Raw genomic sequence first — 26,034 nt, 5'->3', positions numbered from 1 at the left:
GGGAACGAGGCAGGTTGAAAGGCGCCACTATCGCATATCCGCCCTCATCCTCGTTGCATGGGGAACGAACATGTCACTGGCGACACACAAGCGTTCTCTTGTTTCTGCAACTGGGCTAATCTGGAGAACCTTTTTCTCCATCGAGCCCTTCACCGACATGGACAGTTTCGACCAGCACATCCTCACCCTGCTCCAGCGCGATGCCTCGATGTCCCTCAAGGACCTGGCCGAAGCCGTCAACCTGTCCACAACCCCTTGCTGGAAGCGGGTCAAGCGCCTGGAAGACGAGGGCTATATTCGCCGCCGCGTCGCCCTGCTCGACCCCGAGCGCCTGGGCCTGGGCCTGACGGTGTTCGTCCAGCTCAAGACCCAGCGCCACGACAGTGCCTGGCTCGAGCAGTTCGCCACGACGGTGACCGGTTTCGAGGAGGTGATGGAGGTCTACCGCATGTCCGGGGACTGGGACTACATGCTGCGGGTAGTGGTGGGCGACATCGCCGCCTACGACCGCTTCTACAAGAAGCTGATCACCAGCACCGACGGGCTGTCGAACATCACGTCCAGCTTTGCCATGGAGCAGATGAAGTACACCACGGCGTATCCGGTGCATCGGTGACACGAGGGCCGCTTGGCAGCCCAGGCTTCAAAGCACCACTTGGCTGATCCGCCAGCCCACGCTCTCACTCCACGGCGATCGCCGCCTCGATCCGGTTCCCCGCCTGCGCCTTCTCCAGCTTGATCGCCACGAACTTGGAGGTCGGCGTGTAGGTCCCCTCGCCATAGCTCTCCAACGGCACCAGCGGGTTGGTCTCCGGGTAGTACGCCGCGGCCTGGCCCTCGGGCAGGTCGTAGGGCACCAGGCGGAAACCCGACACCCGCCGCTCGCGCCCGTCCTCCCACAGCGACACCATGTCCACGTGCTCGCCAGGCTCGAAGCCCAGGCGGCGGATGTCCGCCTCGTTGACGAACACCACCTCGCGCAGGCCGAACACGCCCCGGTAGCGGTCGTCCAGGCCATACAGGGTGGTGTTGTACTGGTCGTGGGAACGCAGGGTCTGCAGGATCAGGTCCGGCTTGTCGCCACGGGCCAGCACCTGGGCGTTGACCAGTTGCTCGGGCAACTGGCTGGCGGTGAAGCGGGCCTTGCCGCTGGCGGTGCGCCAGGTACGTTCGGCCGCGCTGTTGCCCAGGTGGAAACCGCCCGGATGCTGTAAGCGCGCGTTGAAATCGGCAAAGCCTGGAATGACATCGGCGATCAAGTCACGGATACGCGCATAGTCGCCGACGACATAGTCCCAGTCGATCGGATGGTTGCCCAGGGTGGCCTTGGCCATGCCGGCGATGATCGCCGGCTCCGAGCGCAGATGCGGCGAGCGCGGTTTCAACTGGCCATGGGAGATGTGCACCATGCTGAAGGTGTCTTCCACGGTGACGCCTTGCGGCCCCTCGGCCTGCAGGTCGATTTCCGTCCGGCCGAGGCACGGCAGGATCAGCGCGTCACGCCCGGTCACCAGGTGCGAGCGGTTGAGCTTGGTGGCGATGTGCACGGTCAGGTCGCAGTTGCGCATCGCCGCATGGGTGCGCGGGGTGTCCGGCGTCGCCTGGGCGAAGTTGCCACCCAGGCCGATGAACACCTTGGCGCGCTTCTCTTCCATGGCCTTGATCGCCAGCACGGCGTTGTGCCCATGTTCGCGGGGCACCTTGAAGTGAAAACGCTTTTCGAGGGCATCGAGCAGACGCACCGGGGGCTTTTCGTCGATGCCCATGGTGCGGTCGCCCTGCACGTTGCTGTGGCCTCGCACCGGCGACAGGCCGGCACCGGGCTTGCCGACGTTGCCGCGCAGCAGTTGCAGGTTGACGATCTCCTGCACGGTGGGCACCGAGTGACGGTGCTGGGTCACGCCCATCGCCCAGCACATGATCACCCGCTCGGCCTTGCGGTACATGCGCGCGGCCAACTCGATCTCGGCCTGGCTCAGGCCGGATTGCTCGACGATGTGCGCCCAGGGCGTGGCGTCCACCGCCGCCAGGTAGGCGTCGATACCGCTGGTGTGCTCGGCGATGAAGGCATGGTCGAACACCGCTGGCTCGCCCTTGGCCTGGGCCTCGCGCTCCCACTGCAGGAGGTACTTGGCGATACCGCGCATCACCGCCATGTCGCCGCCCAGGGCCGGACGGAAGTAGGCGGTGTTGGTCGGCTCGGCGCCGTTGCTGAGCATCTCGAACGGGTGCTGCGGGTGCTGGAAGCGCTCCAGGCCGCGCTCCTTGAGTGGGTTGAAGCACACCACCTGGGCACCTCGCTTGACCGCCTCGCGCAGCGGTTCGAGCATGCGTGGATGATTGGTGCCGGGGTTCTGGCCGATGACGAAGATCGCGTCAGCCAGTTCCAGGTCATGGAACACCACGGTGCCCTTGCCGACCCCGAGGGTGCTGTTCATGCCCACGCCACTGGCCTCGTGGCACATGTTCGAGCAGTCGGGGAAGTTATTGGTGCCGTAGGCACGGACGAACAGCTGGTAGAGGAACGCCGCCTCGTTGCTGGCCCGGCCCGAGGTGTAGAACTCGGCCTGGTCGGGCGACTCCAGGGCGTTCAGGTGCTGGGCGATAAGGGCGAAGGCCTCGTCCCAACTGGTTTGCACATAGTGGTCGGTGGCCGCGTCGTAACGCATCGGGTGGGTCAACCGGCCCTGGTACTCGAGCCAGTAGTCGGTCTGCGCGGCCAAAGCACTGACGCTGTACTTGGCGAAGAACGCCGGGTCCACCGAGCGCCCGGTGGCTTCCCAGTTCACCGCCTTGGCGCCGTTCTCGCAGAACTTGACCATGTCGCTTTCCGGCGACTCGCCCCAGGCGCAGCCGGGGCAGTCGAAGCCACCGTTCTGGTTGGTCTTGAGCATGGCCCGCAGGTTCTTGAAGGCATTCTCGCTGCCCAGCCAGGCCTTGGTCACGCTCTTGAGCGCGCCCCAGCCGGCAGCCGGGCCCTTGTAGTCCCTGATGTGTTCGTCTTGGCTCATGCGGTGGATCCTCACGCGGGCATAGAAGTCACCGGATCGCTCGCCCGGTATTTTCGCCAGCCTAAGAAGCCTGGTATGAGCGCGTCCAATCGATATCCCCTACGGCACGATAAACCGTATCGATGATGGCGCGCAGACCACGGGGGGCGCGGCATGCACGGGTGATAGACGGGGCTGATCGCATAAGAGGGGAAAGCGATTTGACGGGGGTGCCCGCAGGTTATAGCTTGAACCTTGTCCGCGGCGAGCTCGCCGCTCAATTCACCCCCTCATTCGAGCGTGAACGTGGAACAGAACCCCCAGGCACTGATCGACGGCTTCAACCGGAGAATCGACTACCTGCGGATGTCGGTCACCGACCGCTGCGACTTCCGCTGCGTCTACTGCATGGCCGAAGACATGCAGTTCCTGCCGCGCCAACAGATCCTCAGCCTCGAGGAGCTGTACCAGGTGGCCGAGCGCTTCGTCGCCCTGGGCACCCGCAAGATCCGCCTGACCGGCGGCGAGCCGCTGGTGCGCCAGGGCATCGTCGGGCTGTGCGAGCGCATCGCCGCCCTGCCAGGCCTGCGCGAACTGTGCCTGACCAGCAACGGCTCGCAACTGGTCCGCCTGGCCGGGCCGCTGTTCGATGCCGGCGTCTCGCGCCTGAACATCAGCCTCGACAGCCTGAACGCCGAACGCTTCCGCAGCCTGACCCGCACCGGCGACCTCGACCAAGTGATCGCCGGCATCGACGCCGCGCGCCACGCGGGCTTTCGCCGTACCAAGCTCAACTGCGTGGTGCTCAAGGGCCGCAACGACCACGAGATCGTCGACCTGGTGCGCTTCGCCATCGACCGTGAACTGGACATCTCCTTCATCGAGGAAATGCCCCTGGGCGTGATCAGCGAGCACGAACGCGGCGAATCCTACTGCTCCAGCGATGAAGTCCGCGAGCGCCTGGCCGAGCACTTCACCCTGGTCGAGTCGGCCGAGTCGTCCCAGGGCCCGGCGCGCTACTGGCGCCTGGCCGAAGCGGTGAATACCCGGGTCGGCTTCATCTCGCCGCACAGCCACAACTTCTGCGCCACCTGCAACCGCGTGCGCCTGACCGTCGAGGGACGCCTGCTGCTGTGCCTGGGCAACGAGCACTCGATGGACCTCAAGCAGGTCCTGCGCGCCCACCCCGGCGACAGCGCGCGCCTGGAAAAGGCCATCCGCGAGGCCATGCAGCTCAAGCCCTACCGCCACCACTTCGAGGTCGGCGGCGAGGTGCAGATCCTGCGCTTCATGAACATGACCGGCGGCTGAGCGGCCGCCTCTGGAACCTCATGATCGTCCACCCCCGCCCCGATGTGCTGCGCCTGCTGTTCACCCTCAAGGGATCGATCGTCAAGCGCATCGCCCTGCGCTGCCTGATGGTCACCCTGCTGGCCGCCTTGATCGTGCTGGCCGAGCGGCACTTCCCGGCCTTTGCCTATCCGGTCAGCGCGACGCCGTTCACCCTGCTCGGGCTGTCGTTGTCGATCTTCATGAGCTTTCGCAACAACGCCTGCTACGACCGTTGGTGGGAGGGACGCAAGGCCTGGGGCCGGCTGATCATCGAGGTCCGCTCGTTCGCCCGCGAAAGCCTGGCGATCGCCGACGAACGCCTGCGTACCGAGCTGCTGCGCAGCCTGTGCGGCTTCGCCCACGCCCTCAACGCACGCCTGCGCAGCGAAGACGAGCTGCATGCCGCCCGGCCCTGGCTGAGCGATATCGACGCCATCAGCCCGCACAACCTGTGCGACGGTATCCTGCGCCAGGTCGGCGAGCACTGCGCGCGCCTGGCCGAGCGCCAGCAGATCAGCGAGTGGCGCTATACCCTGCTGGAGCAGCGACTGGTCGGGCTGTCGGACGTCCAGGCCACCTGCGAGCGGATCAAAGGCACGCCGCTGCCCTTCCCCTACACCCTGCTGCTGCATCGCACCATCTATATCTTCTGCCTGCTGCTGCCGTTCGCCCTGGCCGGGCCACTGGGCTGGCTGGCGCCGCTGTTCACCACCATCATCAGCTATACCTTCTTTGGCCTGGACGCCATCGGCAACGAACTGGAAGACCCGTTCGGCCGCGACCAGAACGATTTGCCGACCGATGCCCTGGTGCGCACCCTCGAGCGCGACGTGCTGGCGGCACTGGGGCATGAGCCACTGCCACCGGCGCTGGAGCCGGTGGATCATGTGCTCAGTTGATTCCCCAGAGGGCCGCTTCGCGACACAAGGCCGCTCCCACACCCTGCACCGCTTACGATCATCGTTGCTCCGTCGCCGCTCGATACTGCCGGGGCGTGAAGCCGGTCAGTTGCTTGAACTGCCGGCTGAAGGCGCTGTGGTCGGTATAGCCGCACTGCAGGGCGACCTCGGTGATCGGCAGTTCGGTGTGCAGCAGGCGGTGCGCGTGCTCCAGCCGGGCCTTGTGGATCATCTGCCGTGGCGTCAGGTGGAACACCCGCTTGCAGTAGCGCTCTAGCTGGGCGACGGAGAGGCCGGCGATGCGGGTCAGCTCGCCGAGGCTGATCGGTTGGTTGAAATGCCGGCGGATATGCTCGTCCACCGCGGCCAGGCGCTGGTAGGCCGGGTGCGTATCGGTGGCGGCCTGCAGGTCCACGGAAATCCCCACCAGGCCGATGATCTGGCCGGCGGTGTCGTATAGCGGCCATTTGTGAGTCAGGCACCAGCCCGGTTCGCGGCTGCCATACAGGTGCAGTTCCAACTGGTCCTCGAGGATCGCCCCTTGCCTGAGCACCCGGCGATCCTGCTCGGTGTAGCCCGGCCCCAACTGCGCCGGAAAGACCTCGGCACTGGTCTTGCCCAACAGCGGCGCCAACGCCTTCAGCCCGCAGCGCTGCACCAGCGTGCGGTTGGCCAGCACATAGCGGGCCTGGTCATCCTTGATGAAGATCGCCGCGTCGGGGATGACATCCAACAGCGGCAACAGCGGTGCCACGCCAACCAACAGGGCTTCGATCGACTGCGGGCGATGTCGATCGAAGCCCTGGTAAAGCATCGACAGTGTCTCCTGCCTCATTCGCGTTCTCCGGCAACCTTGCGCCTGGCACCTTGCCGCAAGGGCCCGGCCGTGTCCACTGCGCCATGACGAAGCCGCGGACTGTGCCGATTTCGTCACCCACGCTGCAGAAAACCATCAAGAACCCACGCCCGGATCGGTCCACTCTATGGCCAACGCAAGCCGCCACAGACCTACAAGAACGCGGTGCACGAGCGCCCGCATCACGTGACATCAGACCTGCCTATCCAATAACCCACAAGAAGGCGACCCCATGTCAGGCAAGTTCAAGAAACAGCTGTCGTTGCTGGACCTCACATTCATCGGCCTCGGCGCCATCTTCGGCTCGGGCTGGCTGTTCGCCGCCAGCCACGTCTCCGCCATCGCCGGCCCGGCCGGCATCCTGTCCTGGTTCCTCGGCGGCTTCGCCGTGCTGTTGCTGGGCATCGTCTATTGCGAACTGGGCGCGGCCCTGCCCCGTGCTGGTGGCGTGGTGCGCTACCCGGTCTACTCCCACGGGCCACTGCTGGGCTACCTGATGGGGTTCATCACCCTGATCGCCTTCTCCAGCCTGGTGGCGATCGAAGTGGTCGCCTCGCGCCAGTACGCCGCCGCCTGGTTCCCCTCGCTGACCCAACCGGGCTCCAGCGATCCGACCGTTCTCGGCTGGCTGGTGCAGTTCGGCCTGCTATGCCTGTTCTTCCTGCTCAACTACCGCAGCGTGAAGACCTTCGCCAAGGCCAACAACCTGGTCAGCGTGTTCAAGTTCATCGTGCCGCTGCTGGTGATCGGCGTGCTGTTCACCTTCTTCAAGCCAGAGAACTTCGAGGCCCAGGGCTTCGCTCCGTTCGGCCTGTCCGGCGTGGAAATGGCGGTTTCCGCAGGCGGCATCATCTTCGCCTACCTGGGCCTGACCCCGATCATCTCGGTGGCCAGCGAAGTGAAGAACCCGCAACGCACCATTCCCATCGCACTGATCCTCTCGGTGCTGCTGTCGACCGCGATCTACGTGCTGCTGCAACTGGCGTTCCTTGGCAGCGTGCCGACCGAGATGCTGGCCAACGGCTGGGCCGGCGTGACCAAGGAACTGGCGCTGCCCTATCGCGACATCGCCCTGGCGCTGGGGGTGGGCTGGCTGGCCTACCTGGTGGTGGCCGACGCGGTGATCTCGCCGAGCGGCTGCGGCAACATCTACATGAACGCCACGCCGCGGGTGGTCTATGGCTGGGCGCAAACCGGCACCTTCTTCAAGGTCTTCACCCGCATCGACGAACAATCAGGCATTCCACGCCCCGCGTTGTGGCTGACCTTCGCCCTGTCGGTGTTCTGGACCCTGCCCTTCCCCTCCTGGGAAGCGCTGATCAACGTGGTCTCGGCAGCGCTGGTACTGAGCTACGCGGTGGCACCGGTGTCGGTCGCGGCCCTGCGTCGCAACGCCCCCGGCATGGCGCGTCCGTTCCGGGTCAAGGGCATGGCCGTGCTGGGCCCACTGTCGTTCATCATCGCCGCGCTGATCGTCTACTGGTCCGGCTGGAACACCGTGTCCTGGCTGCTCGCCCTGCAGATCGTGATGTTCGTGCTGTACCTGCTGTGCGGCCGTTTCGTGCCCATCCAGCACCTGTCCCTCGCCCAGCAAGTGCGCTCGTCGGCCTGGCTGATCGGCTTCTACGCGCTGACCATCCTGCTGTCGTGGCTCGGCAGTTTCGGCGGTCTGGGGCTGATCGGCCACCCGTTCGACACCCTGGTCGTGGCCGCCTGTGCCCTGGGCATCTACTACTGGGGCGCACGCACCGGCGTGCCCGCCCACCTGGTACGCCTGGATGGCGAGGACGAAAGCGAGGCCAACCCGCAGCCCCAGCCCGGCCAGCACCCCGCCGCGCTGGCGTCCTGAACATCGCCCACTGAAATGGACATGCCCATGAAACACATCCACGTCATCGACTCCCATACCGGCGGCGAACCTACCCGCCTGGTGATCAAAGGCTTTCCCCGGCTGACGGGCAGCACCCTGGCCGAGCGCCGCGACGAACTGCGCGAACAGCACGACCAATGGCGCCGCGCCTGCCTGCTGGAGCCACGCGGCAACGACGTGCTGGTCGGCGCGCTGTATTGCGAGCCGGTGTCGGCGGACGCCACCTGCGGGGTGATCTTCTTCAACAACGCCGGCTACCTGAACATGTGTGGCCACGGCACCATCGGCCTGGTCGCCTCGCTGCAGCACCTGGGCATGATCGGCCCCGGCGAGCACAAGATCGACACCCCGGTCGGCCAGGTCACGGCCACCTTGCACGAGGACGGCGCGGTGACGGTCGGCAACGTCCCGGCCTACCGCTACCGCCAGCAAGTGGCGGTCGAGGTCCCCGGGTACGGGGCGTTCCTGGGCGACATCGCCTGGGGCGGCAACTGGTTCTTCCTGGTCAGCGAGCACGGCCAGCGGCTGACGCTGGACAATGTCGAAGCCCTCACGGCATTCACCTGGGCGATGCTCAAGGCCCTGCAGGCCCAGGGCATCACGGGCGAGCACGGCGCGCCGATCGACCACGTCGAGCTGTTCGCCGACGATGCCAACGCCGACAGCCGCAATTTCGTCATGTGCCCCGGCAAGGCCTACGACCGCTCTCCCTGCGGTACCGGCACCAGCGCCAAGCTGGCCTGCCTGGCGGCCGACGGCAAGCTCGCCGCAGGCCAGGCCTGGGTGCAGGCGAGCATCACCGGCAGCCAGTTCGAAGGCCGCTTCCAATGGCAGGGCGAGCGCATTCGCCCGTTCATCACCGGCCGCGCCCACATGACCGCCGATAGCACCCTGCTGATCGACGAACAAGACCCTTTCGCGTGGGGCATCTTACCCGCCCCGCTCCCTTTACAAGCACCCCACCTGAACACCTGCGCCAAGGAGCACAGACAATGAGCGACAACATCTTCACCGGCTGCATGCCCGCCCTGATGACCCCCTGCACCGCCGAGCGCAAGCCGGACTACGACGCCCTGGTGCGCAAGGGCCGCGAACTGATCGAGGCCGGCATGAGCGCGGTGGTCTACTGCGGCTCGATGGGCGACTGGCCGCTGCTCAGCGAGGCCGAGCGCCAGGAAGGCGTGGCCCGGCTGGTGGCCGCCGGCATCCCGACCATCGTCGGCACCGGCGCGGTGAATACCCGCGAGGCGGTTTCCCACGCAGCCCACGCCGCCAAGGTCGGTGCCGCCGGCCTGATGGTGATCCCCCGCGTGCTCTCCCGTGGCGCCTCGCTGGCGGCGCAGAAGGCGCACTTCGCGGCGATCCTGCAAGCCGCCCCGGCACTGCCGGCGGTGATCTACAACAGCCCCTACTACGGCTTCGCCACCCGCGCCGACCTGTTCTTCGAACTGCGCCGCGAATACCCGAACCTGATCGGCTTCAAGGAATTCGGTGGCGGTGCCGACCTGCGCTACGCCGCCGAGCACATCACCTCCAAGGACGACCAGGTGACCCTGATGGTCGGTGTCGACACCCAGGTGGTCCACGGCTTCGTCAACTGCAATGCCACCGGCGCCATCACCGGCATCGGCAATGCCCTGCCCCGCGAGGTGCTGCAACTGGTGGCGCTGAGCAAGCAGGCAGCCAAGGGCGACGCCAAGGCCCGCCGCCTGGCCGGTGAGCTGGAGTCGGCGCTGGCGGTGCTGTCGTCGTTCGATGAAGGCTGCGACCTGGTGCTGTACTACAAGTACCTGATGGTGCTCAACGGCGACCAGGAATACACCCTGCACTTCAACGAAAGCGACGCGCTCACCGAGTCCCAGCGCAACTACGCGCACAACCAGTACACGCTGTTCCGCCAGTGGTACGCCAACTGGTCGGCGCAGCAGAACGTCGCCTGACACTCGCCTCCCCTCGCCCTGCGTCAGCTTCATGGCGCAGCGGCCTCTTCAGGATTCTTTCAGGACGCCAGCATGACTCTCACAGGCAACCTGCTGATCGGCCAGCAGGCCGTTACCGGCAACCGCGAAGCGATCCGGGCCATCGACCCGACCACCAACCATCCCCTGGAACCGGCCTACCCCGGTGGCACGCGCGAGCACGTGGACCGCGCCTGCGCGCTGGCCTGGTCGGCCTTCGACGCCTACCGCGAAACCTCGTTGGCGCAACGTGCGCTGTTCCTGGAAACCATCGCCGAGCAGATCGAAGCCCTGGGCGACGCGCTGATCGACCGCGCCGTCGCCGAAACCGGCCTGCCGCGTCCGCGCATCCTCGGTGAACGTGGGCGGACCTGCCAACAATTGCGCACCTTCGCCCGCACCGTGCGCGCCGGCGAATGGCTGGATGCGCGCGTCGACAGCGCGCAGCCGCAGCGCCAGCCGCTGGCCCGCCCGGACCTGCGCCAGCGCCAGGTGGCCCTGGGCCCGGTGGCGGTGTTCGGTGCCAGCAACTTCCCCCTGGCCTTTTCGGTAGCCGGCGGCGATACCGCCTCGGCCCTGGCCGCCGGTTGCCCGGTGGTGGTCAAGGCCCATGGCGCCCATCCCGGCACCAGCGAACTGATAGGCCAAGCGCTCGCCCGGGCGGTGGCGCAATGCGGCCTGCCCGAGGGCGTGTTCTCGCTGCTGCATGGCGCAGGGCGGGAGGTGGGCATCGCCCTGGTCAGCGACCCGCGTATCAAGGCGGTCGGTTTCACGGGCTCGCGCAGCGGCGGCATGGCCTTGAACCGCGCGGCACAGGCACGCCCTGAGCCGATCCCGGTGTACGCGGAAATGAGCTCGATCAACCCGGTATTCCTTTTCGACAACGCTCTGCAGGCCCGTGCAGAAGGGCTGGCGCAGGGCTTCGTCGCCTCGCTGACCCAGGGCGCCGGCCAGTTCTGCACCAACCCGGGCCTGGTGATCGCCCGCCAAGGGCCGACGCTGGAGCGTTTCGTCGCCGCGGCCGCCGAACACCTGGCTGGCATACCGGCACAGACGATGCTCACGCCGGGCATCTTCAGCGCCTACCAGGCAGGGGTCGCAGCACTGGGCGAGCACGCCCAGGCGCTCGCCAGTGGCCAGCCGGCCCTGGGGCCGAACCAGGGCCAGGCCCAGTTGTTCGTCGCCGACGCCTCGGCCTTTCTCGCCAATACCGCCCTGCAAGCCGAGGTGTTCGGCGCCTCGTCGCTGATCGTGGCGTGCCGCGACGCGCAACAGTTCGAGCAGGTTGCCGAACACCTGGAAGGCCAGCTGACCGCCACCCTGCACCTGGACGATGACGACCTGCCGGCCGCCCGCGCCTTGCTCCCGACCCTCGAACGCAAGGCCGGGCGCCTGCTGGTCAACGGCTGGCCGACCGGCGTCGAAGTCTGCGATGCCATGGTCCATGGCGGGCCGTTCCCGGCCACCCTCGATGCCCGCAGCACCTCGGTCGGCACCGCCGCCATCCTGCGTTTCCTGCGCCCGGTCTGCTACCAGGACTTCCCCGATGCCCTGTTGCCCACCGCCCTCAAGCACGACAACCCGCTGCACCTGCGGCGGCTGCTCGATGGCCAGAGGGAAGCCTAGGCAATGCCCAACGCCCTCCCCCTCGATCATGCCCACGCCGATGCCGACCTGGTGGTGGTCGGCGCCGGCATCGTCGGTGTCGCCTGTGCCCTCGAGCTGGCCCGCCAGGGCCGGCGGGTACAGGTCATCGACCAGCAGGCGCCCGGCCACGGCGCTTCGTTCGGCAACGCCGGCCACCTGGCCACCGAACAGGTGTTCCCGATCGCCGACCTGTCGATCCTCACGCGCCTCCCCGCCATGCTGCTCGACCCGATGGGCCCGCTGCGCCTGGACTGGCGACACCTGCCCCGCGCCTTGCCGTGGTTCGCCCGCCTGCTGCTGAACCTGCGCCCGGCCGCCTTCCAGCGCAGCGTGGCGGGCCTGCGTGTGCTCAACGAAGGCAGCCTGGCGGCGTGGCGGCAGTTGCTGGCCTCGATCGACCGTACCGCACTGCTCAAAGAGGACGGCTCGCTGCTGGTGTTCGAGCGCCCGGAGTCGCGCCAGGCGCTGGAGGCCCTGCAGTCGCGCCTGCGGCAACAGGCGGTGCCGGTCGAGCCGTGGTCCGCCCAGGCCGTGCAGGCGGCAGCGCCACAGTTGAGCGAAGGCATCCGGGGCGGCCTGTTCTTTCCCGCCACGGGGCATTTCCTCGACCCGTACCGTGTGGTCTGCGAACTGGTCGAGGCCGCCAAGGCCCAAGGCGTGCAGTTCCACCAGCAGCAGGTACGCGATGGCCGCCTGCAGGGGCAAGGCGTCACCCTGGTCACCGACCACGGCCCCGTGCGGGCGCGCCAGGTACTGATCGCCTGTGGCGCGCACTCGGCCCCACTGACCCAGGCGCTGACCGGCACCCGGGTGCCGCTGGACACCGAGCGCGGCTATCACCTGATGTTGCCCGGCGAACGGCAACGGCTGCCGTTCGCGGTCACCTCGCTGGAGCGCAAGTTCATCATGACGCCCATGGCCGGCGGCTTGCGCCTGGCCGGCACGGTGGAGTTCGCCGGCCTGCGCCGTCCGCCCCGCATGCAACGCGCCTGGCAGTTGCTGAACCTGAGCAAGGGCCTGCTGCGCCACGACCTCGACGCCACTGGCGCGACCCCGTGGATGGGCTTTCGCCCTTCCTTGCCCGACTCATTGCCGGTGATCGACCGGGTGTGCGACGGCAAGGTGCTGCTCGCCTTCGGCCACCAGCACCTGGGCCTGACCCAGGCCGCGCTGACCGCGCAGTGGCTCGGGCGCCTGGCGCAGGGGCCGGTGGCGGGGCTGGAAGCCTACCGCCTGGCACGGTTCTGACGAGCCGCGCCTCACCCCCGGGTTTCGCACGCCCCGATAGGCTTGAGGTGCGCCACGAAGTTGCAGGGCCGGTGCCGTGCATCCAACTGCTCGGCGAGGATCCCCTCCCAGGCCGTGCGGCAGGCCCCGGTCGAGCCTGGCAGGCAGCACACCAGGGTGCCGTTGGCCAGGCCCGCCAGTGCCCGGCTCTGTACCGTCGAGGTGCCGATATCGAGGATCGACAGGGCGCGGAACAGCTCGCCGAAACCGTCGATGCGCTTGTCCAGCAGGCACTCCACCGCCTCTGGCGTGCTGTCCCGCCCGGTGAAGCCGGTGCCGCCGGTGACCAGCACCACCTGCACCTGGTCGTCGGCGATCCAGGTGGCGACCTGGGCGCGGATCTTGTACAGGTCGTCCTTGAGCAACTCCCGCGCCACCAGTCGATGGCCGATCTGCACGCAGCGGCTGGCCAGCAGTTCGCCGGACGTGTCGTTGTCGAAGGTGCGGGTATCGCTGACCGTCAGCACGGCGATATTGAGCGGTACGAACACCGCGTCCGGTTTCACACTCACCTGGGCTTGCTCCTGAATAGGCATTGTCCCGTGCCACGCTAGAGAGAAGCCTGCCCAGCGTCCAATCGATATGGCGAACCGGGCCATCGAGTGGGTCTATCGTCGGCAAGCCGGTTCGATAGAACAGAACATAACGCTTTGATTTAGCAGAGCCCTGTGGGAGCCGGCGTGCCGGCGATTGGGCCGGCCCTGGCATCACCGACATATGGCAAGGGCTGCGCCCTTGATCGCGGGCAAGCCCGCTCCCACAGGGGCCCCTGCAAACCACATTACTTGTGATCGGCTCGCGCACTCTGTGGGCACCCGCCTCCCATACAATCGGCACTAAACATTGGCCAGCCACGGCCGACTTGGTTAAGGTCAACGCCATCGACTTCACCGCCCACCAGGCCACCCCATGGACATCAAGCAGCTCAAGTTCCTCATCGCCCTCGACAAGACCCGCCATTTCGGCCAGGCCGCAGCGCTGTGCCACATCACCCAGCCGACCCTGTCCATGCGCCTGCGCAACCTGGAGGACGAGCTGGACCTGGTACTGGTCAAGCGCGGCCAGCGCTTCGAGGGCTTCACCGAGGCCGGCGAACGCATCCTGGCCTGGGCCCGCACCCTGCTGGCCGCCCACGACGGCCTGCAGGCCGAGGCCGCCAGTTGCCGGGGCCAAGTGGTCGGCAGCCTGCGCCTGGGCACCGTGCCGCTGGCCAGCTTCAACCCCATGCACTTGCTGCTGCCACTGCGCGAGAAGTACCCCGAACTGCACTTCGAGCTCAGTTCGCTCAGCTCCGAGCAGATCACCGACGGCCTGAGCCGCAACCAGTTGGACCTGGGGCTCTGCTACCTGGATCAGGTCAACGCCAGCTTCTTCGAAGTGATCGAGCTGGGCACCACCACCATGGGCCTGCTGCACGACACCCGGCACTTCCAGTTCGAGCAGACCGAACTGTCCTGGGACAGCGTGGCCGACCTGCCCCTGGGCCTGTTGAGCAAAGGCATGCACTACCGCCAGGCGCTGGACCTGAGCCTGCGCAGCCGTGGCCTGGAACCGGCGGCGGTGCTGGAAAGCGACTCCACCTTCCAGCTGGTCCAGGCCATCAACAGCGGCGTGTGCTGCGCGGTGATGCCGCTGGAGTGCGGCCTGGAGGAGCTGTCCCAGCACATGCGCATCATCCCCATCGCCGACGCCAGCATCCACAGCCCGGTCGGCCTGCTGCTGCGCCGCAGCGAGCCCCGCTCGGCGATCGCCGAACAGTGCTTCGCCGAGGCCAAGGTGCTGTTCGCCAACGGCTGACGTTGTCAGGCTGGGATTAGCGCATCGCGGCTCGGCACCCCGTCGAGCAAGCGTACGATCCCCAGCGGGTTGCCGTCCTTGAGCGCATCCGGCAGCAGGGCATCGGGGTAGTTCTGGTAGCACACCGGGCGCAGGAAGCGGTCGATCGCCAGGCTACCGACAGAGGTGCCCCGCGCATCCGAGGTGGCTGGGTACGGCCCGCCATGGACCATCGCATCACAGACTTCGACACCGGTCGGGTAGCCATTGAGCAACAGGCGTCCGGCCTTGCGCTCGAGCACCGGCACCAGCGCCGCGAACTGGCGCAGGTCGTCCGGCTCGGCGATCAGGGTCGCCGTGAGCTGCCCGTGCAGGGCATTCAGGGCCTGGGCCAGCGCCTGCTCATCCGCCACCTCGACGAGCACGGTCGTCGGCCCGAAGACCTCCTCCTGCAGCAACGCATCACCGTCGATCAGCACCCGGGCCTCGGCCTGGAACAGCTGTGGCCGGGCCTGCCTGCCTTCCTGACGCTGGCCGGCCAGGTGGCGGATGCCCGGGTGGGCGTGCAGGGCCGCCAGTCCCTTCTCGTAGCTGGCCAGGGTACCGGCGTTGAGCATGGTCTGTGCCGGCTGGTCGGCCATGCGCGCGCTGAACTGCTCGACGAAGCGCGAGAAGGCCGGCGAGCGGATGCCGATGACCAGCCCGGGGTTGGTGCAGAACTGTCCGCAACCGAGCACCACCGAGGCGGCCAACTCGGTAGCCAGCGTCTCGCCCCGTACCTGCAGCGCCTCGGGCAGCAGTACCACCGGGTTGATGCTGCTCATCTCGGCGAACACCGGAATCGGCTGCGGCCGTGCAGCCGCCATGTCGCACAGGGCACGACCGCCCTTGAGCGAACCGGTGAAGCCGACCGCCTGGATCGCCGGGTGCTTGACCAACGGCTCGCCGACACCGGCGCCGTAAAGCATGTTGAACACACCGCTGGGCATGCCGGTGCGTTGCGCGGCGCGCAGGATGGCATCGGCCACCAGCTCGGCGGTGGCCATGTGGCCGCTGTGCGCCTTGAACACCACCGGGCATCCGGCGGCCAGGGCCGCGGCGGTATCGCCACCGGCAGTCGAGAATGCCAGTGGGAAGTTGCTCGCGCCGAACACCGCCACCGGCCCCACGCCGATGCGGCACTGGCGCAGGTCGACCCGTGGCAACGGCTTGCGCTCCGGCAGGGCGCGGTCGATCCGCGCGCCATGGAAATCCCCACGCCGCAGCACTTGGGCGAACAGGCGCATCTGACCGCTGGTACGGCCACGCTCGCCCTGAATGCGTGCCGCCGGCAATGCCGTTTCGCGGCAGACGATGGCGACGAACTCATCGCCGAGCAGGTCGATCTCCTCGGCGATGGCGTCGAGGAACGCCGCCCGGCGCGTGGCCGGCAGGTCGCGGTATGGCAAGAAGGCAGCGGCGGCCGCTTGCGCCGCGTCGTCCACCTCTTCCGGGGTCGCCTGGTGGAAGCTGTAGGGCAGCGCCTCGGCGGTGGTCGCGTCGATGCTCTGCAGCACGACCGAACCTGCCGCGCTACGGGCGCCAGCGATGTAGTTGTAACCGAGGATGGTTGGCATATCGACCTCATGATCGGGGGCCGCGCCACCGCCATCGGCAGGCGGCGCGACCCGGCAAAAGCGGATGGTGACGAGGATTCAGAGCGCCGCGACCTGTCCCGGCGCCATGGCCGGTTCGCCAGCGACGATGCCGTTGCGCAGCGGCGCACCGAAGTCAGGCACGGCGATCTCGAAGGTGTCGCCCGGCACGGCCTTGATGCCGTCGGCAAAGGACAGCGTCGCCGTGCCGAAGTAATGCACATGCACATCGCCCGGGCGCAGGAACTGGGCGTACTTGAAGTGATGGAACTCCAGGTTCTCGAAGCTGTGGCACATGTTGTCCTCGCCGGACAGGAACTCGCGCTCCCAGAGCACCTCGCCATTGCGCAGGATACGGCTGCGCCCTTGCAGGTGGCGCGGCAGCTCGCCCACGCGCAGCTCAGGGCCATAGGCGCAACTGCGCAGCTTGGAATGCGCCAGGTACAGGTAGTTGCGCCGCTCCATGACATGGTCGGAGAACTCGTTGCCCAGGGCATAGCCCAGCCGATACGGGCGGCCGTCGTCACCTATCACGTAGAGACCGACCAGCTCTGGTTCCTCGCCGGCATCCTCGGCGAAGGCCGGCAACGGCAGGTCCGCACCGGGGCGCACGACGATGCTGCCATCGCCCTTGTAGAACCATTCCGGCTGCGCCCCCGCTTCGCCGGCGGCGGGCTTGCCCCCCTCCAGGCCCCACTTGAAGATACGCATGGTGTCGGTGAGCGTGGTGTCGTCCTGCTCGCCGTGCTGGTGCATCTTGTCTCGCGTGGCGGCGCTGCCCAGGTGGGTCAGGCCGGTACCGCTGACCAGGCAGTGCGCCGGGTCTTCATGGTCCAACGGTGGCAGCACCCGCCCCGCCTCCAGCAGCCCGGCATAGGCCGGCCCGGCGTCGCAGCCACGGGCCAGTACTTCCTCCACCAGAGCGCGCCCACCACGGATCGCCGCCAACGCCAGCTCGCGGGTGCTGCGCACACCGCGCACCACCTGGACCTGCGTACCCTCGACCACTCCGACCTGGCGCTGGCCGGCCGGGTCTTCGAATTGAATCAACCGCATGTGTCTCTCCTCCCGTTCGACGGGCTGGGCGCCACCGAGCGGCAGCGCCCGGCGCGATCATTCGATGATGTTGAAGTCGCCGAGGTATTCCTCGGATATCTCCAGGCCCAGGCCCGGCTTGTCGTCGTCCAGCTGGATGTAGCCATCCACCGGCTGCGGTTCGCCCTTGAAGACGTAGTAGAACAGCTCGTTGCCGACCTCGACGTCGAACACCGGGAAGAACTCGGCCATCGGCGAAGCGGTGCTGGCCATGGTCAAGTGGTAGTTGTGCATCTGCCCGGCGTGGGGGATCACCGGCACCGACCAGGCTTCGGCCATGGCGTTGATCTTGCGCGCGGCGGTGATGCCGCCGACACGGTTGGTGTCGTACTGGATGACGTCCACCGCGCGGCGCTCCAACAGGTCCTTGAAGCCATGGCCGGTGAACTCGTGCTCGCCGCCGGAGATCGGCATGATGCCCATCTTCTTCAGCTCGATATAACCTTCGATGTCATCGGCGATCACCGGCTCTTCCAGCCAGCGCGGCTCGAACTCGGCGAGCTTGGGCAACATGCGCCGGGCGTACTCCAGGGTCCAGCCCATGTAGCACTCGAGCATGATGTCGACGTCGGGGCCGGCCAGTTCGCGCAGGGCGCGGACCTGCTCGATGTTACGGCGCATGCCGGCCGGACCGTCCTTGGGGCCGTAGCCGAAACGCATCTTCAGCGCGGTGAAGCCCTGGTTCAGGTAACCCTGGGCTTCCTCGAGGAACACGTCGAGGTTGTCGTTGGCGTACAGCTTGGAGGCGTAGGTCCAGATCTTTTCCTTGGTGCGCCCGCCGAGCAGCTTGAACACCGGCTTGTTCACCGCCTTGCCCATGATGTCCCAGATCGCCAGGTCGACCGCCGAGATGGCCGCCATGCCAATGCCCTTGCGGCCCCAGGCATGGGTGCGACGGTACATTTTTTGCCAGATGTACTCGTTGTCGAAGGGGTCCTCGCCGATGCAGATCGGTGCCAGGTACAGGTCGATGATCTCCTTGGCCACGCGCGGGGCCAGGGCGCAGTTGCCGATACCGACGATGCCGTTGTCGGTTTCGATCTCCACCACCAGCCAGCCGTGGAAGCGGAACGAACCCATGGCGTCGCCGCGCTCGAAGAGGATGTCGCTGGCATTGGTGCAGAAATGCGCCTGGGGTGGCACGACCTTGCCTTTCCATTCGAAGACACGGGTACGCACGGATTTGATTTTCATGGTCACAGCTCCTATCACATGGCGTTGATCAGCCGGCCCGCGCGGGTTCGATCGGGGCAGGCGATGGTCGGGAAGATTTGAGTCGGGACAACAGGCAGGCCCCCAGGACACCCACCACGGCCAGGGCGAACATGCCGGCACGTGGATCGGCGAACAGGGTTTCGGTCAAGGTCTTGAGGTTCGGCGCGACGAAGCCGCCCAGGTTGCCCAGGGAGTTGATCAGGGCGATGCCGCTGGCCGCGGCCGCACCGCTCAGGTAGCCGGTGGGCAGGGTCCAGAACAGCGGCTGCACGGAAACGAAACCGGCAGCGGCGAAGCAGAAGGCCAGCACCACCAGCGGCAGGCTGCCAGCCAGGGCCGATGCCGCGATACCGGCGGCGGCCATGGCCAGCATGGCCACCGCGAGCTGGCGGTGCAGGCCGCTACGGTCGGCATAACGGGTCACCAGGCGGGTGACCACCAGGGCACAGGCCCAGGGAATCGCGGTGTACAGGCCGACGCTCAGGCCCACCTGGCCGTCCAGGAAGCTGGCGATGCGGGTCGGCAGGTAGAACACCACGCCGTACACGCTCATCTGCACGGTGAAGTACACCAGGCAGAACTTCATGACCTGGCCATTGCGCAGCGCACCGAGGAAGCCGTGCGGGCCATGGGCCTGCTTCTGCGCGTCTTCCTCGGCCAGCGTGCCTTCCAGCGCCTGTTTCTGCACATCGCTGAGCCAGCGGGCATTGCGTGGGCGGTCGACCAGGTAGAAGTAGGCGGCGATACCGACCACCGAGGCCATCAGCCCCTCGACCACGAACAGCCATTGCCAGTTGGTCAGGCCGAATACCCCATGGAACTCCAGCAACCAGCCGGACAACGGCCCGCCCAGCACCAGCGCCAGCGGCAGGCCGAAGTAGAACAGGCCCAGGGCCTGGGCGCGGCTCTGGGACGGGAACCAGTAGGTGAGGTAGAGGATGATGCCGGGGAAGAAGCCGGCCTCGGCGACGCCGAGCAAGAAGCGCAGCACGTAGAAGGTCGTGGCGTTGTCGGCGAACATCATCGCCGCGCTGACCAGCCCCCAGGTGACCATGATCCGGCACAGCCAGACCCGTGCGCCGAGGCGGTGCAGCATCAGGTTGCTGGGCACTTCGAAACAGGCATAGCCGATGAAGAAGATGCTCGCGCCGAAGGCGAAGGCCGCATCGCCAAGGCCGGTGTCGGCTTGCAGGAAGGCCCGGGCATAACCGACGTTGGCCCGGTCGATGAAGGCCAGTACGTACATCAGGATCAGGAAAGGCAGTAGCCGCGCGCGGCTGATGGAAATGGCCGAGGCCAGGGCTCTGGCGTGGTCGCTCATGGGGACTTCCTCGTGCTTGCCGTGATCGTCCTGCGAAGCGTCAGGACGGGCTTCTTGTTGGTCTTGGCTGGCGCGCCAGTCAGTGGCGAGCCATGGGGCGACTGTAGAGGGGGCAGGCGGGGCTGGATAATCACTTATGCGTATCCATCGATAACCTGGGGATATACCAGGATGCCCATTGGTGGCTTCGGGGTTATCGGGGGAGGTATGCATCGTAAGCTGGGGCGCGAAGCGGCCCCAGAGGCCATGGGAGTGTCAGAGCAACTTCAGGGTATAGGTGAGGATCAGGCGGTTCTCATCCACATCGGCGGCATGGTTGGAACGCACCATGGCATTGCGCCAACGCACGCCCAGGTTCTTCAGGGGCCCCGCCTGGATGACATAGGTGATATCCAGGTCACGCTCCCAGGCCTTGCCATCGCTCCCGCCTGCCACCTCGGCATGGTCACCGCTCGCATAGCGGGCCATGAGCGACAGCCCGGGAATCCCCAGGGCGACGAAGTCGTAGTCATAGCGCACCTGCCAGGAGCGCTCGCCCGCCGTGGTGAAGTTGCGCACCTGGATATCGTTGACCAGCGGCGTGCTGGTCCCGGCGATGTAGACCATGCCGTCGTCGCCATACATGCGCTGATAGCCGGCGCCGAAGGTATGGCCGGCGTACCTCGCACTGACGAAGCTGGTCAGCGCCCGGTTGTCCAGATCCCCCAGGTCGGCACTCCCCTCCTCCTGGGTGGCGAAGAAGCCGACATTGGCCCCCAAGGTCCAGTCGCCGACCTTCTGCTTGTGGCTGACGTTGTAGAAGCGTTGCTGGTAGATGTCCTGCAGCCGTGCCTGCCACAGCCCGACTTGGGTGCGGTCGGCATTGAAGCGGTACTCGCCGCCGACATAGTCGAAACGGTCGGCGAATACCCCGCCGCGACCGTCCACGGACAAATCCTCATGGTCGGAAGAGTTGCGCTGGCTCAGCGAGCGCATCTGCCCGCCCTGCAAGGTCAGGCCATCGAACTCCCGCGAGGTGAGCATGCCGCCCTGGAACGTCTGTGGCAGCAAGCGGCCATCGTTGCGCAGCAGGATCGGCAACTCCGGCTGCAGTTCGCCTACCTTGAGCTCGGTCTTCGACAACCGCAGCTTGGGTGCCAGGCCCAGCCGCGAGTAATCGTCCACCGCCCGGCCATCGCTATGCCTGGGCAACAGTCCCGAGCCGCTGCGCTCTGGGCTGCTGTCGAGCTTGAAGCCCAGTTGGCCGATCAGGTCGATGCCCACCCCGAACAGGCCGGGCGTGTAGCCGGACTTGGCCTGCAGCAAGAACCCCTGGGCCCATTCCTCCTGCTTCGACTGCGCCGCAGCGGGCTGGCGAAAGTCACGGTTGAAGTAGAGGTTACGCATGCCCAAGGTCACACTGGCATCGTCGATGAAACCCTCGGCGATGGCGCTCAGCGGCAGGCCGGCGATCAGCACAGGCGCCATCGAGGTGGCTTTGAAGCGGTGAGAAAAAGCACGGGTCATTGTTGTTGTTTTCCTTTTTCCAGGGTGAGCCCCGCCGTGGAGCCCTCCGGGCTCCAGGCGATGTGGGTGATTGACTGACGGGAAGGTGAGGCTGGCGGTGCGCGGGATCAGCGGGCGTTGAGCCCCATCCGGCAGGCGATCTCGAAGGCCTGGCGGGTCGCGCCGACGTTGGCCTTGCCCTGCCCTGCGATGTCGAAGGCCGTGCCATGCGCGGGTGTGGTGATGGGCACCGGCAACCCGCCCTGGACGGTCACGCCACGGGAGAAGCCCATCAGCTTGATCGCGATCTGCCCCTGGTCGTGGTACATGGTGACCACGGCATCGAAGGCCTGGGCATCGCCCTGCACCTTGAGGAAGATGGTGTCGGCCGGATAAGGCCCGTCGGCTTCGATGCCCTGCGCACGCGCCGTCTGCACCGCTGGGCCGATGATGTCCAGCTCCTCGCGGCCAAAGCTGCCGTTGTCGCCGTTGTGCGGGTTGAGGCCGCACACACCGATGCGCGGCCGGGCCAGGCCACTGCGCTTGAGCGCGGTGTCGATCAGGCCGATGGCCTCGAGCACCCGCGCCTGGCTGAGCAGGCCCGGTACGTCGGCCAGCGCCACGTGGGACGTCACCCGTGAGGTCCAGAGCTCATCGAGCACGTTGAACTCGCAGAACGGGCCGGCGAAGCCCAGGCGCTCGGCGAACCAGTGCAGCTCGTCGCTATGGCCCATGCCGGCCATGTGCAGCGAGGTCTTGTTCAATGGCCCGAAGAGAATCGCGTCGGTCCTGCCGTCTTGGGTCAGCGCCAGGGCCACGGCCAGGGTATCCAGGCTGTAGCGCCCGCCGATCACGCTCGCCTCGCTGCGCGGGAACTCGCCCTCGGCTGCGCCGCGATAGGGGTACAGCAGCGGCGTGTCATCGGCGAAGTCCAGCGCTTGCAGGTCGTCGATGCGCCGGTAAGGGAACTCGCAGCCGGCGATACGCATGCCCCGACGCATTTCCGCTTCGTCGGCGATCAGCACCACGCGGGCCTTGCCGCGCACCTCGGGCTCGGCCAGCAGGCGGGCGATCAGCTCCGGGCCGATACCGGCGGGGTCGCCCAGGACCATGGCCAGGCGCGGGAGGGTGGGTTTGCTCATGCAGGGGTCCTCAGGTCGGTCGACACTGGCGCAGGGCGCAAGGTGTCGGGCACGGTGCGGTAGATGCGCCGGGCGTTATGGTAGAAAAGCTGGGCCTGCGCCTCGCCGGGCAGGTCGGCGACGATGCGCTTGAAGCCGCCATAGATGTCGTCGAACGAGCCGCACAGGCTGTCGACAGGGAAGTTGCTGGCGAACATCGCCCGCTGCGCGCCGAACATGGCGATGGTCTCGCGCACGATCCAGGCGTTGTCCTCGGCACGCCACGGCCTGCCGGCCTGGCCGATGCCAGAGATCTTCACCCTCGCGTTCGGGCACTCGGCGAACCGCGCCATGGCCGCATGCCAGGCCGCCAGGGCCGCTTCGCCGCGGTCCGACGGCAGGCCGGTGTGGTTGAGGATCAGCAGTGTCTGGGGGAAATCACGCGCCAGCCGCTCGGCCTCGGCCAGGTTCCACCACGGCGTCTGCAGGTCGAAGTGCAGCCCGTGGCGGGCCAGCTCGGCGTAGCCACGGCGCCAGCGCTCGTCGCTCATCAGGCTGCGGCACTGGCCGACCTCCTCCGGCCGGCTCGGGCCACCCGGTTTGTGGCGCACGCTGCGGACCCGCTCGAAGCCGGCCTGTGCGGCCAGCACCTCGGCCGCCTCGGGAGCATCCAGCCAGGCCTGCGCGACCACCGCGTTGGGCGCGCCATAGCGGGCGGCGACCTCATGGATGAAGCGGGTTTCGCCAATCGGGTCACGCGGGTCCCACTCGGTTTCCACGTAGACGGTCTCGACCACCCGGTGGGCCCCTGCATCGGCAAGGTAGTCCTCGGGGAAATAGCGCCGCTTGATCGCGCTGTAGTCACCGTAGCGGAAGGGGATGTTCTCGCTGCCCGACAACCACGGATGGTGGTTGCGTTGCGGGTCCCAGAAATGATGATGGGCATCGACGATCGGCCCGTCGTACAGCTCAGCCATGGGATACCTCGGTCTTGTCCAGAGCGATCAACAGGGTGCCGGCGATGAACAGCGCCGAGCACAAGGCGAAGAAACCGAGCACCGCCGAGTAGCCGCCCAGGTGCTGGAGCAGCAGGCCGACCAAGATCGGCACGACGATGCCGCCGAGGCTGCCGGCCAGGTTCATCACCCCGCCGATCAAACCGACCCGCGAGGGGGCGGCGAGCAGCGCCGGGAAGCTCCAGTACAGGCTGCCCCACATCAGGAAGAAGGCGGTCAGCGCCAGCAGCGCGACGGCGGCGAAGGCATCGTCCAGTTGTGGCAGCAGCAGGAAGGCGCCCAGCGCCACCAGCCCGGACACGCTCAACAGGCTCTTGGCCGCCACGCCACGGCGCACGCCTTTGCGGATCAACAGGTCGCAGAGGTAACCGCCAACCAGCGAGCCGACCGCGCCGCACAGGAAGATGATGAAAGTCGCGGCACCGATGCCCTTGATGTCGAAGCCCCGTGCCTGGGCCAGGTAGCTCGGCCCCCAGGTCAGCAGGCCGAAGAACACCATGGCCCAGCTGGCACGCCCGAGCAGGATGCCGGTCAGCGAACGGGCGGCGATGCCCAGGCCCTTGGTCGCCTGCAGGGCGGCCTCGGCCATCGGCACGGCGCGGCCCTGGTTGATCTTGTCGAGTTCGGCATCATTGACCGCCGGATGCTCGGCGGGGTTGTCGCGCAGGTAGTGCCAGGCCAGCCAGGCCATGGCCAGGGTGGCGATGCCGGCGATGAAGAAGGCGATGCGCCAGGAACCGAGCACGGCGATCAGGTAGGCGATGATCAAGCCGCCCAGGGCCACGCCCAGCGGCCCGCCGCAATCCATGAGCACGGCACCACGGCTGCGCTCGCTGGAACCCAGCCACAGCGAGTTGAGCTTGCCGCCGGAGGGGAACAATGGCGCCTCCGCGGCCCCCAGCGCCACGCGCGCGAACATCAGCGAAAGGCCGCCGGTGGCGAACGCCGCGAGCGTCTGGAACATGCCCCACAAGCCCGTGGACCAGCCGATCACCCGGCGCGGCCCGTAGCGGTCGATCAACCAGCCGCCGGGGATCTGCAGCAAGGCGTAGGCCCAGAAGAAGCTGCTGAGGATCAGCCCCTGCATGCTCGGCGTCAGCTCGAACTCGGCGGCGATGGTGGGCATGGCGATGGACAGGGAGACACGGTCGATCAGGTTGATCACCGTGAGTGCGAAGATGATGGCGAAGATGCGCCAGCGCACATTGCTGGCCTTCTGCGCGACGGTCTTGCCGCGCGCAGGGCTGGCGTGCAGCACGGCAGGGTGTGCCTGAGCCATGGGAAGTCCCTCTGATCGTTATTGTTGTGATCCGGTAAGGCCGGTGAAGCCCACTATGGGTGCGGCATCGATAACCGTCTAATCAAACCTGCTCATACAGCCATTTCCTGTGGTTATCGCTAGGCGAACCGGCCTGGCATAACCCAGGGCTATCGGTGTATGCCTTATTTTGAGTAGACGCTTATCGGTTCGCTTCGCACACTCCGGCTACCCATAACAAAGACAACAAGAGGTATCCCATGCGAACCGCATCCGCGCGTCACCTGTCGTCGTTCCTGGCCGCTTGCACGCTGCTCTGCGCCAGCACCCTGCCCGCCCTTGCCGAGGGTTGGAAGCCCGGGAAGAACGTTGAAATCGTCGTCGCCGGTGGCCCCGGGGGCGGCACCGACCAGCTGGCACGCCTGATCCAGTCGGCGATCAGCCAGCATCAGTTGCTGGACGTCAACACTGTGGTGCTGAACAAAGGCGGCGGCAATGGCGCCGAAGCCTTCCTCGACATGAAGCTGGCCCAGGGCGATGCGCACAAGCTGGTGATCGGCACCAACAATGTCTACCTGTTACCGCTGGTGGCCAAGCTGGGTTACCAATGGACCGACCTGACACCGGTGGCCGCGGTCGCCGAGGATGACTTCATCCTCTGGACCTACCAGGACGCGCCCTGGGCCGATGCCTCGGCGTTCAAGGCAGCCCTTGCAAGCAACGCCGGCAAGATGCGCTTCGGCGGCAGCCAGTCCAAGGACGTCGACCAGACCCTGGCGTTGCTGATCGGCCAGCAGGTCGGCAGCAAGCTCACCTACATCCCCTTCAAGAGCGGCAGCGAGGCCTCCATCCAGCTGGCCGGCAAGCACATCGCGGCCAACCTCAACAACCCTGCCGAAAGCCTCAGCCAGTGGCGCGGCGGCCAGGTCAAGCCGCTGTGCGTGTTCAGCCGCGAGCGCATGATCTACAGCGAAAAGGTCACCGCCGAGCAGTCCTGGGCAGACATCCCGACCTGCCACGAGCAGGGCCTGGGCATCGATCAGTACCGCTTCCCGCGCACTGTGTTCCTGCCTGGCGGCATCAGCGACGAGCAACGCGCCTTCTATGTCGAGCTGCTGCGCAAGGTCAGCCAGACCCCGGAATTCAAGACCTACATCGAACGTTCGGCGCTGGCACCGACCTTCCTCGAAGGCCAGGACCTGGTGGCCTACATCGAGAAGGACCGTGAGCGGGTCATCCCGCTGTTCCAGCAAGCCGGCTGGCTGCGCCAGTGA

General features: G+C 66.9%; 20 protein-coding genes and 2 pseudogenes. 10 read left to right on the top strand and 12 right to left on the bottom strand.

Features of this window, described 5'->3' with window-relative positions; translation table 11 throughout:
* Positions 1–157 precede the first annotated feature (157 nt).
* On the top strand, positions 158–616 hold the full coding sequence (locus ACDI39_RS24450; RefSeq protein ID WP_225790935.1) for an Lrp/AsnC family transcriptional regulator: 459 nt from the start codon (positions 158–160) through the stop codon (positions 614–616).
* 64 nt (positions 617–680) lie between these two features.
* On the opposite strand, the gene ACDI39_RS24445 is transcribed toward ACDI39_RS24450, so the two are convergent.
* Positions 681–3,011 (bottom strand): FdhF/YdeP family oxidoreductase, encoded by a 2,331-nt coding sequence (locus tag ACDI39_RS24445; RefSeq protein WP_486537134.1) that lies wholly within the window; start codon positions 3,009–3,011, stop codon positions 681–683.
* 285 nt (positions 3,012–3,296) lie between these two features.
* On the opposite strand from ACDI39_RS24445, the gene moaA reads away from it, so the two are divergent.
* Complete coding sequence (gene moaA, locus ACDI39_RS24440; protein WP_225790855.1) at positions 3,297–4,301, top strand: GTP 3',8-cyclase MoaA; 1,005 nt, start codon at positions 3,297–3,299, stop codon at positions 4,299–4,301.
* Positions 4,302–4,321: 20 nt separating this feature from the next.
* On the top strand, positions 4,322–5,221 hold the full coding sequence (locus ACDI39_RS24435) for a bestrophin family protein (RefSeq protein WP_225790854.1): 900 nt from the start codon (positions 4,322–4,324) through the stop codon (positions 5,219–5,221).
* Between the two features lie 58 nt (positions 5,222–5,279).
* Here the strand turns inward: ACDI39_RS24435 and ACDI39_RS24430 are convergent, their stop codons facing one another.
* The gene (locus ACDI39_RS24430) at positions 5,280–6,056 is read right to left on the bottom strand and encodes an AraC family transcriptional regulator (protein ID WP_253081585.1); all 777 of its coding nucleotides are present in this window, start codon (positions 6,054–6,056) and stop codon (positions 5,280–5,282) included.
* Positions 6,057–6,309: 253 nt separating this feature from the next.
* Between ACDI39_RS24430 and ACDI39_RS24425 the strand changes: the two genes are divergently transcribed.
* The 5 genes and pseudogenes from ACDI39_RS24425 (at position 6,310) to ACDI39_RS24405 (ending at position 12,800) form a co-directional block, all read left to right on the top strand.
* Positions 6,310–7,926, top strand: a complete 1,617-nt coding sequence (locus ACDI39_RS24425; RefSeq protein WP_253104177.1) for an APC family permease — start codon at positions 6,310–6,312, stop codon at positions 7,924–7,926.
* A 27-nt stretch (positions 7,927–7,953) separates the two neighbouring features.
* A pseudogene (locus ACDI39_RS24420) lies at positions 7,954–8,877 on the top strand (4-hydroxyproline epimerase); the annotation flags it as partial.
* Positions 8,878–8,939: 62 nt separating this feature from the next.
* A complete protein-coding gene (locus ACDI39_RS24415; RefSeq protein WP_225790850.1) occupies positions 8,940–9,887 on the top strand; it encodes a dihydrodipicolinate synthase family protein in 948 nt (315 codons plus the stop codon).
* A 72-nt stretch (positions 9,888–9,959) separates the two neighbouring features.
* Positions 9,960–11,531 carry an aldehyde dehydrogenase (NADP(+)) gene (locus ACDI39_RS24410; RefSeq protein WP_225790849.1) on the top strand — a complete coding sequence of 524 codons (1,572 nt, stop codon included), beginning with the start codon at positions 9,960–9,962 and terminating at the stop codon, positions 11,529–11,531.
* A 3-nt stretch (positions 11,532–11,534) separates the two neighbouring features.
* Positions 11,535–12,800 carry an NAD(P)/FAD-dependent oxidoreductase gene (locus ACDI39_RS24405; protein WP_225790848.1) on the top strand — a complete coding sequence of 422 codons (1,266 nt, stop codon included), beginning with the start codon at positions 11,535–11,537 and terminating at the stop codon, positions 12,798–12,800.
* Positions 12,801–12,811: 11 nt separating this feature from the next.
* Here ACDI39_RS24405 and moaB read toward each other — a convergent pair whose 3' ends face one another.
* Positions 12,812–13,351 carry a molybdenum cofactor biosynthesis protein B gene (gene moaB / locus ACDI39_RS24400; RefSeq protein ID WP_225790847.1) on the bottom strand — a complete coding sequence of 180 codons (540 nt, stop codon included), beginning with the start codon at positions 13,349–13,351 and terminating at the stop codon, positions 12,812–12,814.
* Positions 13,352–13,748: 397 nt separating this feature from the next.
* Here moaB and ACDI39_RS24395 point away from each other — a divergent pair, with 397 nt between their 5' ends.
* A complete protein-coding gene (locus ACDI39_RS24395) occupies positions 13,749–14,636 on the top strand; it encodes a LysR family transcriptional regulator (RefSeq protein WP_225790846.1) in 888 nt (295 codons plus the stop codon).
* A gap of 5 nt (positions 14,637–14,641) precedes the next feature.
* On the opposite strand, the gene ACDI39_RS24390 is transcribed toward ACDI39_RS24395, so the two are convergent.
* The 9 genes and pseudogenes from ACDI39_RS24390 to ACDI39_RS24350 form a co-directional block, all read right to left on the bottom strand.
* The gene (locus ACDI39_RS24390; RefSeq protein WP_253081589.1) at positions 14,642–16,231 is read right to left on the bottom strand and encodes an aldehyde dehydrogenase (NADP(+)); all 1,590 of its coding nucleotides are present in this window, start codon (positions 16,229–16,231) and stop codon (positions 14,642–14,644) included.
* A gap of 78 nt (positions 16,232–16,309) precedes the next feature.
* The gene (gene araD1, locus ACDI39_RS24385; RefSeq protein WP_253081590.1) at positions 16,310–17,305 is read right to left on the bottom strand and encodes an AraD1 family protein; all 996 of its coding nucleotides are present in this window, start codon (positions 17,303–17,305) and stop codon (positions 16,310–16,312) included.
* Between the two features lie 57 nt (positions 17,306–17,362).
* Entirely contained in the window at positions 17,363–18,538 is a 1,176-nt protein-coding gene (locus tag ACDI39_RS24380; RefSeq protein WP_253081591.1) for an L-lyxonate dehydratase, read from the bottom strand.
* 28 nt (positions 18,539–18,566) lie between these two features.
* Positions 18,567–19,880 (bottom strand): MFS transporter, encoded by a 1,314-nt coding sequence (locus ACDI39_RS24375; RefSeq protein ID WP_225790842.1) that lies wholly within the window; start codon positions 19,878–19,880, stop codon positions 18,567–18,569.
* A gap of 54 nt (positions 19,881–19,934) precedes the next feature.
* Positions 19,935–20,051, bottom strand: a pseudogene (locus tag ACDI39_RS24370) (hypothetical protein); the annotation flags it as partial.
* A gap of 84 nt (positions 20,052–20,135) precedes the next feature.
* Positions 20,136–21,386 (bottom strand): OprD family porin, encoded by a 1,251-nt coding sequence (locus ACDI39_RS24365; protein WP_225790841.1) that lies wholly within the window; start codon positions 21,384–21,386, stop codon positions 20,136–20,138.
* A gap of 107 nt (positions 21,387–21,493) precedes the next feature.
* Positions 21,494–22,507, bottom strand: a complete 1,014-nt coding sequence (locus ACDI39_RS24360; protein ID WP_225790840.1) for a 4-hydroxythreonine-4-phosphate dehydrogenase PdxA — start codon at positions 22,505–22,507, stop codon at positions 21,494–21,496.
* Positions 22,504–23,463: an amidohydrolase family protein gene (locus ACDI39_RS24355; protein WP_225790839.1), complete on the bottom strand. Its 960-nt coding sequence runs from the start codon at positions 23,461–23,463 to the stop codon at positions 22,504–22,506. Before ACDI39_RS24355 ends, ACDI39_RS24360 begins: the two co-directional genes overlap by 4 nt.
* The gene (locus ACDI39_RS24350; protein WP_225790838.1) at positions 23,456–24,781 is read right to left on the bottom strand and encodes an MFS transporter; all 1,326 of its coding nucleotides are present in this window, start codon (positions 24,779–24,781) and stop codon (positions 23,456–23,458) included. The genes ACDI39_RS24355 and ACDI39_RS24350 overlap by 8 nt, the downstream gene beginning before the upstream one ends.
* Positions 24,782–25,020: 239 nt before the next feature.
* Here ACDI39_RS24350 and ACDI39_RS24345 point away from each other — a divergent pair, with 239 nt between their 5' ends.
* Complete coding sequence (locus tag ACDI39_RS24345; RefSeq protein ID WP_317235063.1) at positions 25,021–26,034, top strand: Bug family tripartite tricarboxylate transporter substrate binding protein; 1,014 nt, start codon at positions 25,021–25,023, stop codon at positions 26,032–26,034.

The organism is Pseudomonas sp. Tun-23181 (assembly GCF_057415455.1).
Note: the sequence above shows the minus strand (reverse complement) of the source record. Positions and strands in the feature narration are given on the sequence as shown.

Excerpts from the sequence above, each read along its gene's own strand:
- ACDI39_RS24450 (WP_225790935.1), top strand. The coding sequence starts at position 158 with ATGGACAGTTTCGACCAGCACATCCTCACCCTGCTCCAGCGCGATGCC.
- ACDI39_RS24445 (WP_486537134.1), bottom strand. The coding sequence starts at position 3,011 with ATGAGCCAAGACGAACACATCAGGGACTACAAGGGCCCGGCTGCCGGC.
- ACDI39_RS24435 (WP_225790854.1), top strand. The coding sequence starts at position 4,322 with ATGATCGTCCACCCCCGCCCCGATGTGCTGCGCCTGCTGTTCACCCTC.
- ACDI39_RS24430 (WP_253081585.1), bottom strand. The coding sequence starts at position 6,056 with ATGAGGCAGGAGACACTGTCGATGCTTTACCAGGGCTTCGATCGACAT.
- ACDI39_RS24425 (WP_253104177.1), top strand. The coding sequence starts at position 6,310 with ATGTCAGGCAAGTTCAAGAAACAGCTGTCGTTGCTGGACCTCACATTC.
- ACDI39_RS24415 (WP_225790850.1), top strand. The coding sequence starts at position 8,940 with ATGAGCGACAACATCTTCACCGGCTGCATGCCCGCCCTGATGACCCCC.
- ACDI39_RS24410 (WP_225790849.1), top strand. The coding sequence starts at position 9,960 with ATGACTCTCACAGGCAACCTGCTGATCGGCCAGCAGGCCGTTACCGGC.
- ACDI39_RS24405 (WP_225790848.1), top strand. The coding sequence starts at position 11,535 with ATGCCCAACGCCCTCCCCCTCGATCATGCCCACGCCGATGCCGACCTG.
- ACDI39_RS24395 (WP_225790846.1), top strand. The coding sequence starts at position 13,749 with ATGGACATCAAGCAGCTCAAGTTCCTCATCGCCCTCGACAAGACCCGC.
- ACDI39_RS24390 (WP_253081589.1), bottom strand. The coding sequence starts at position 16,231 with ATGCCAACCATCCTCGGTTACAACTACATCGCTGGCGCCCGTAGCGCG.
- araD1 (WP_253081590.1), bottom strand. The coding sequence starts at position 17,305 with ATGCGGTTGATTCAATTCGAAGACCCGGCCGGCCAGCGCCAGGTCGGA.
- ACDI39_RS24380 (WP_253081591.1), bottom strand. The coding sequence starts at position 18,538 with ATGAAAATCAAATCCGTGCGTACCCGTGTCTTCGAATGGAAAGGCAAG.
- ACDI39_RS24375 (WP_225790842.1), bottom strand. The coding sequence starts at position 19,880 with ATGAGCGACCACGCCAGAGCCCTGGCCTCGGCCATTTCCATCAGCCGC.
- ACDI39_RS24365 (WP_225790841.1), bottom strand. The coding sequence starts at position 21,386 with ATGACCCGTGCTTTTTCTCACCGCTTCAAAGCCACCTCGATGGCGCCT.
- ACDI39_RS24360 (WP_225790840.1), bottom strand. The coding sequence starts at position 22,507 with ATGAGCAAACCCACCCTCCCGCGCCTGGCCATGGTCCTGGGCGACCCC.
- ACDI39_RS24355 (WP_225790839.1), bottom strand. The coding sequence starts at position 23,463 with ATGGCTGAGCTGTACGACGGGCCGATCGTCGATGCCCATCATCATTTC.
- ACDI39_RS24350 (WP_225790838.1), bottom strand. The coding sequence starts at position 24,781 with ATGGCTCAGGCACACCCTGCCGTGCTGCACGCCAGCCCTGCGCGCGGC.
- ACDI39_RS24345 (WP_317235063.1), top strand. The coding sequence starts at position 25,021 with ATGCGAACCGCATCCGCGCGTCACCTGTCGTCGTTCCTGGCCGCTTGC.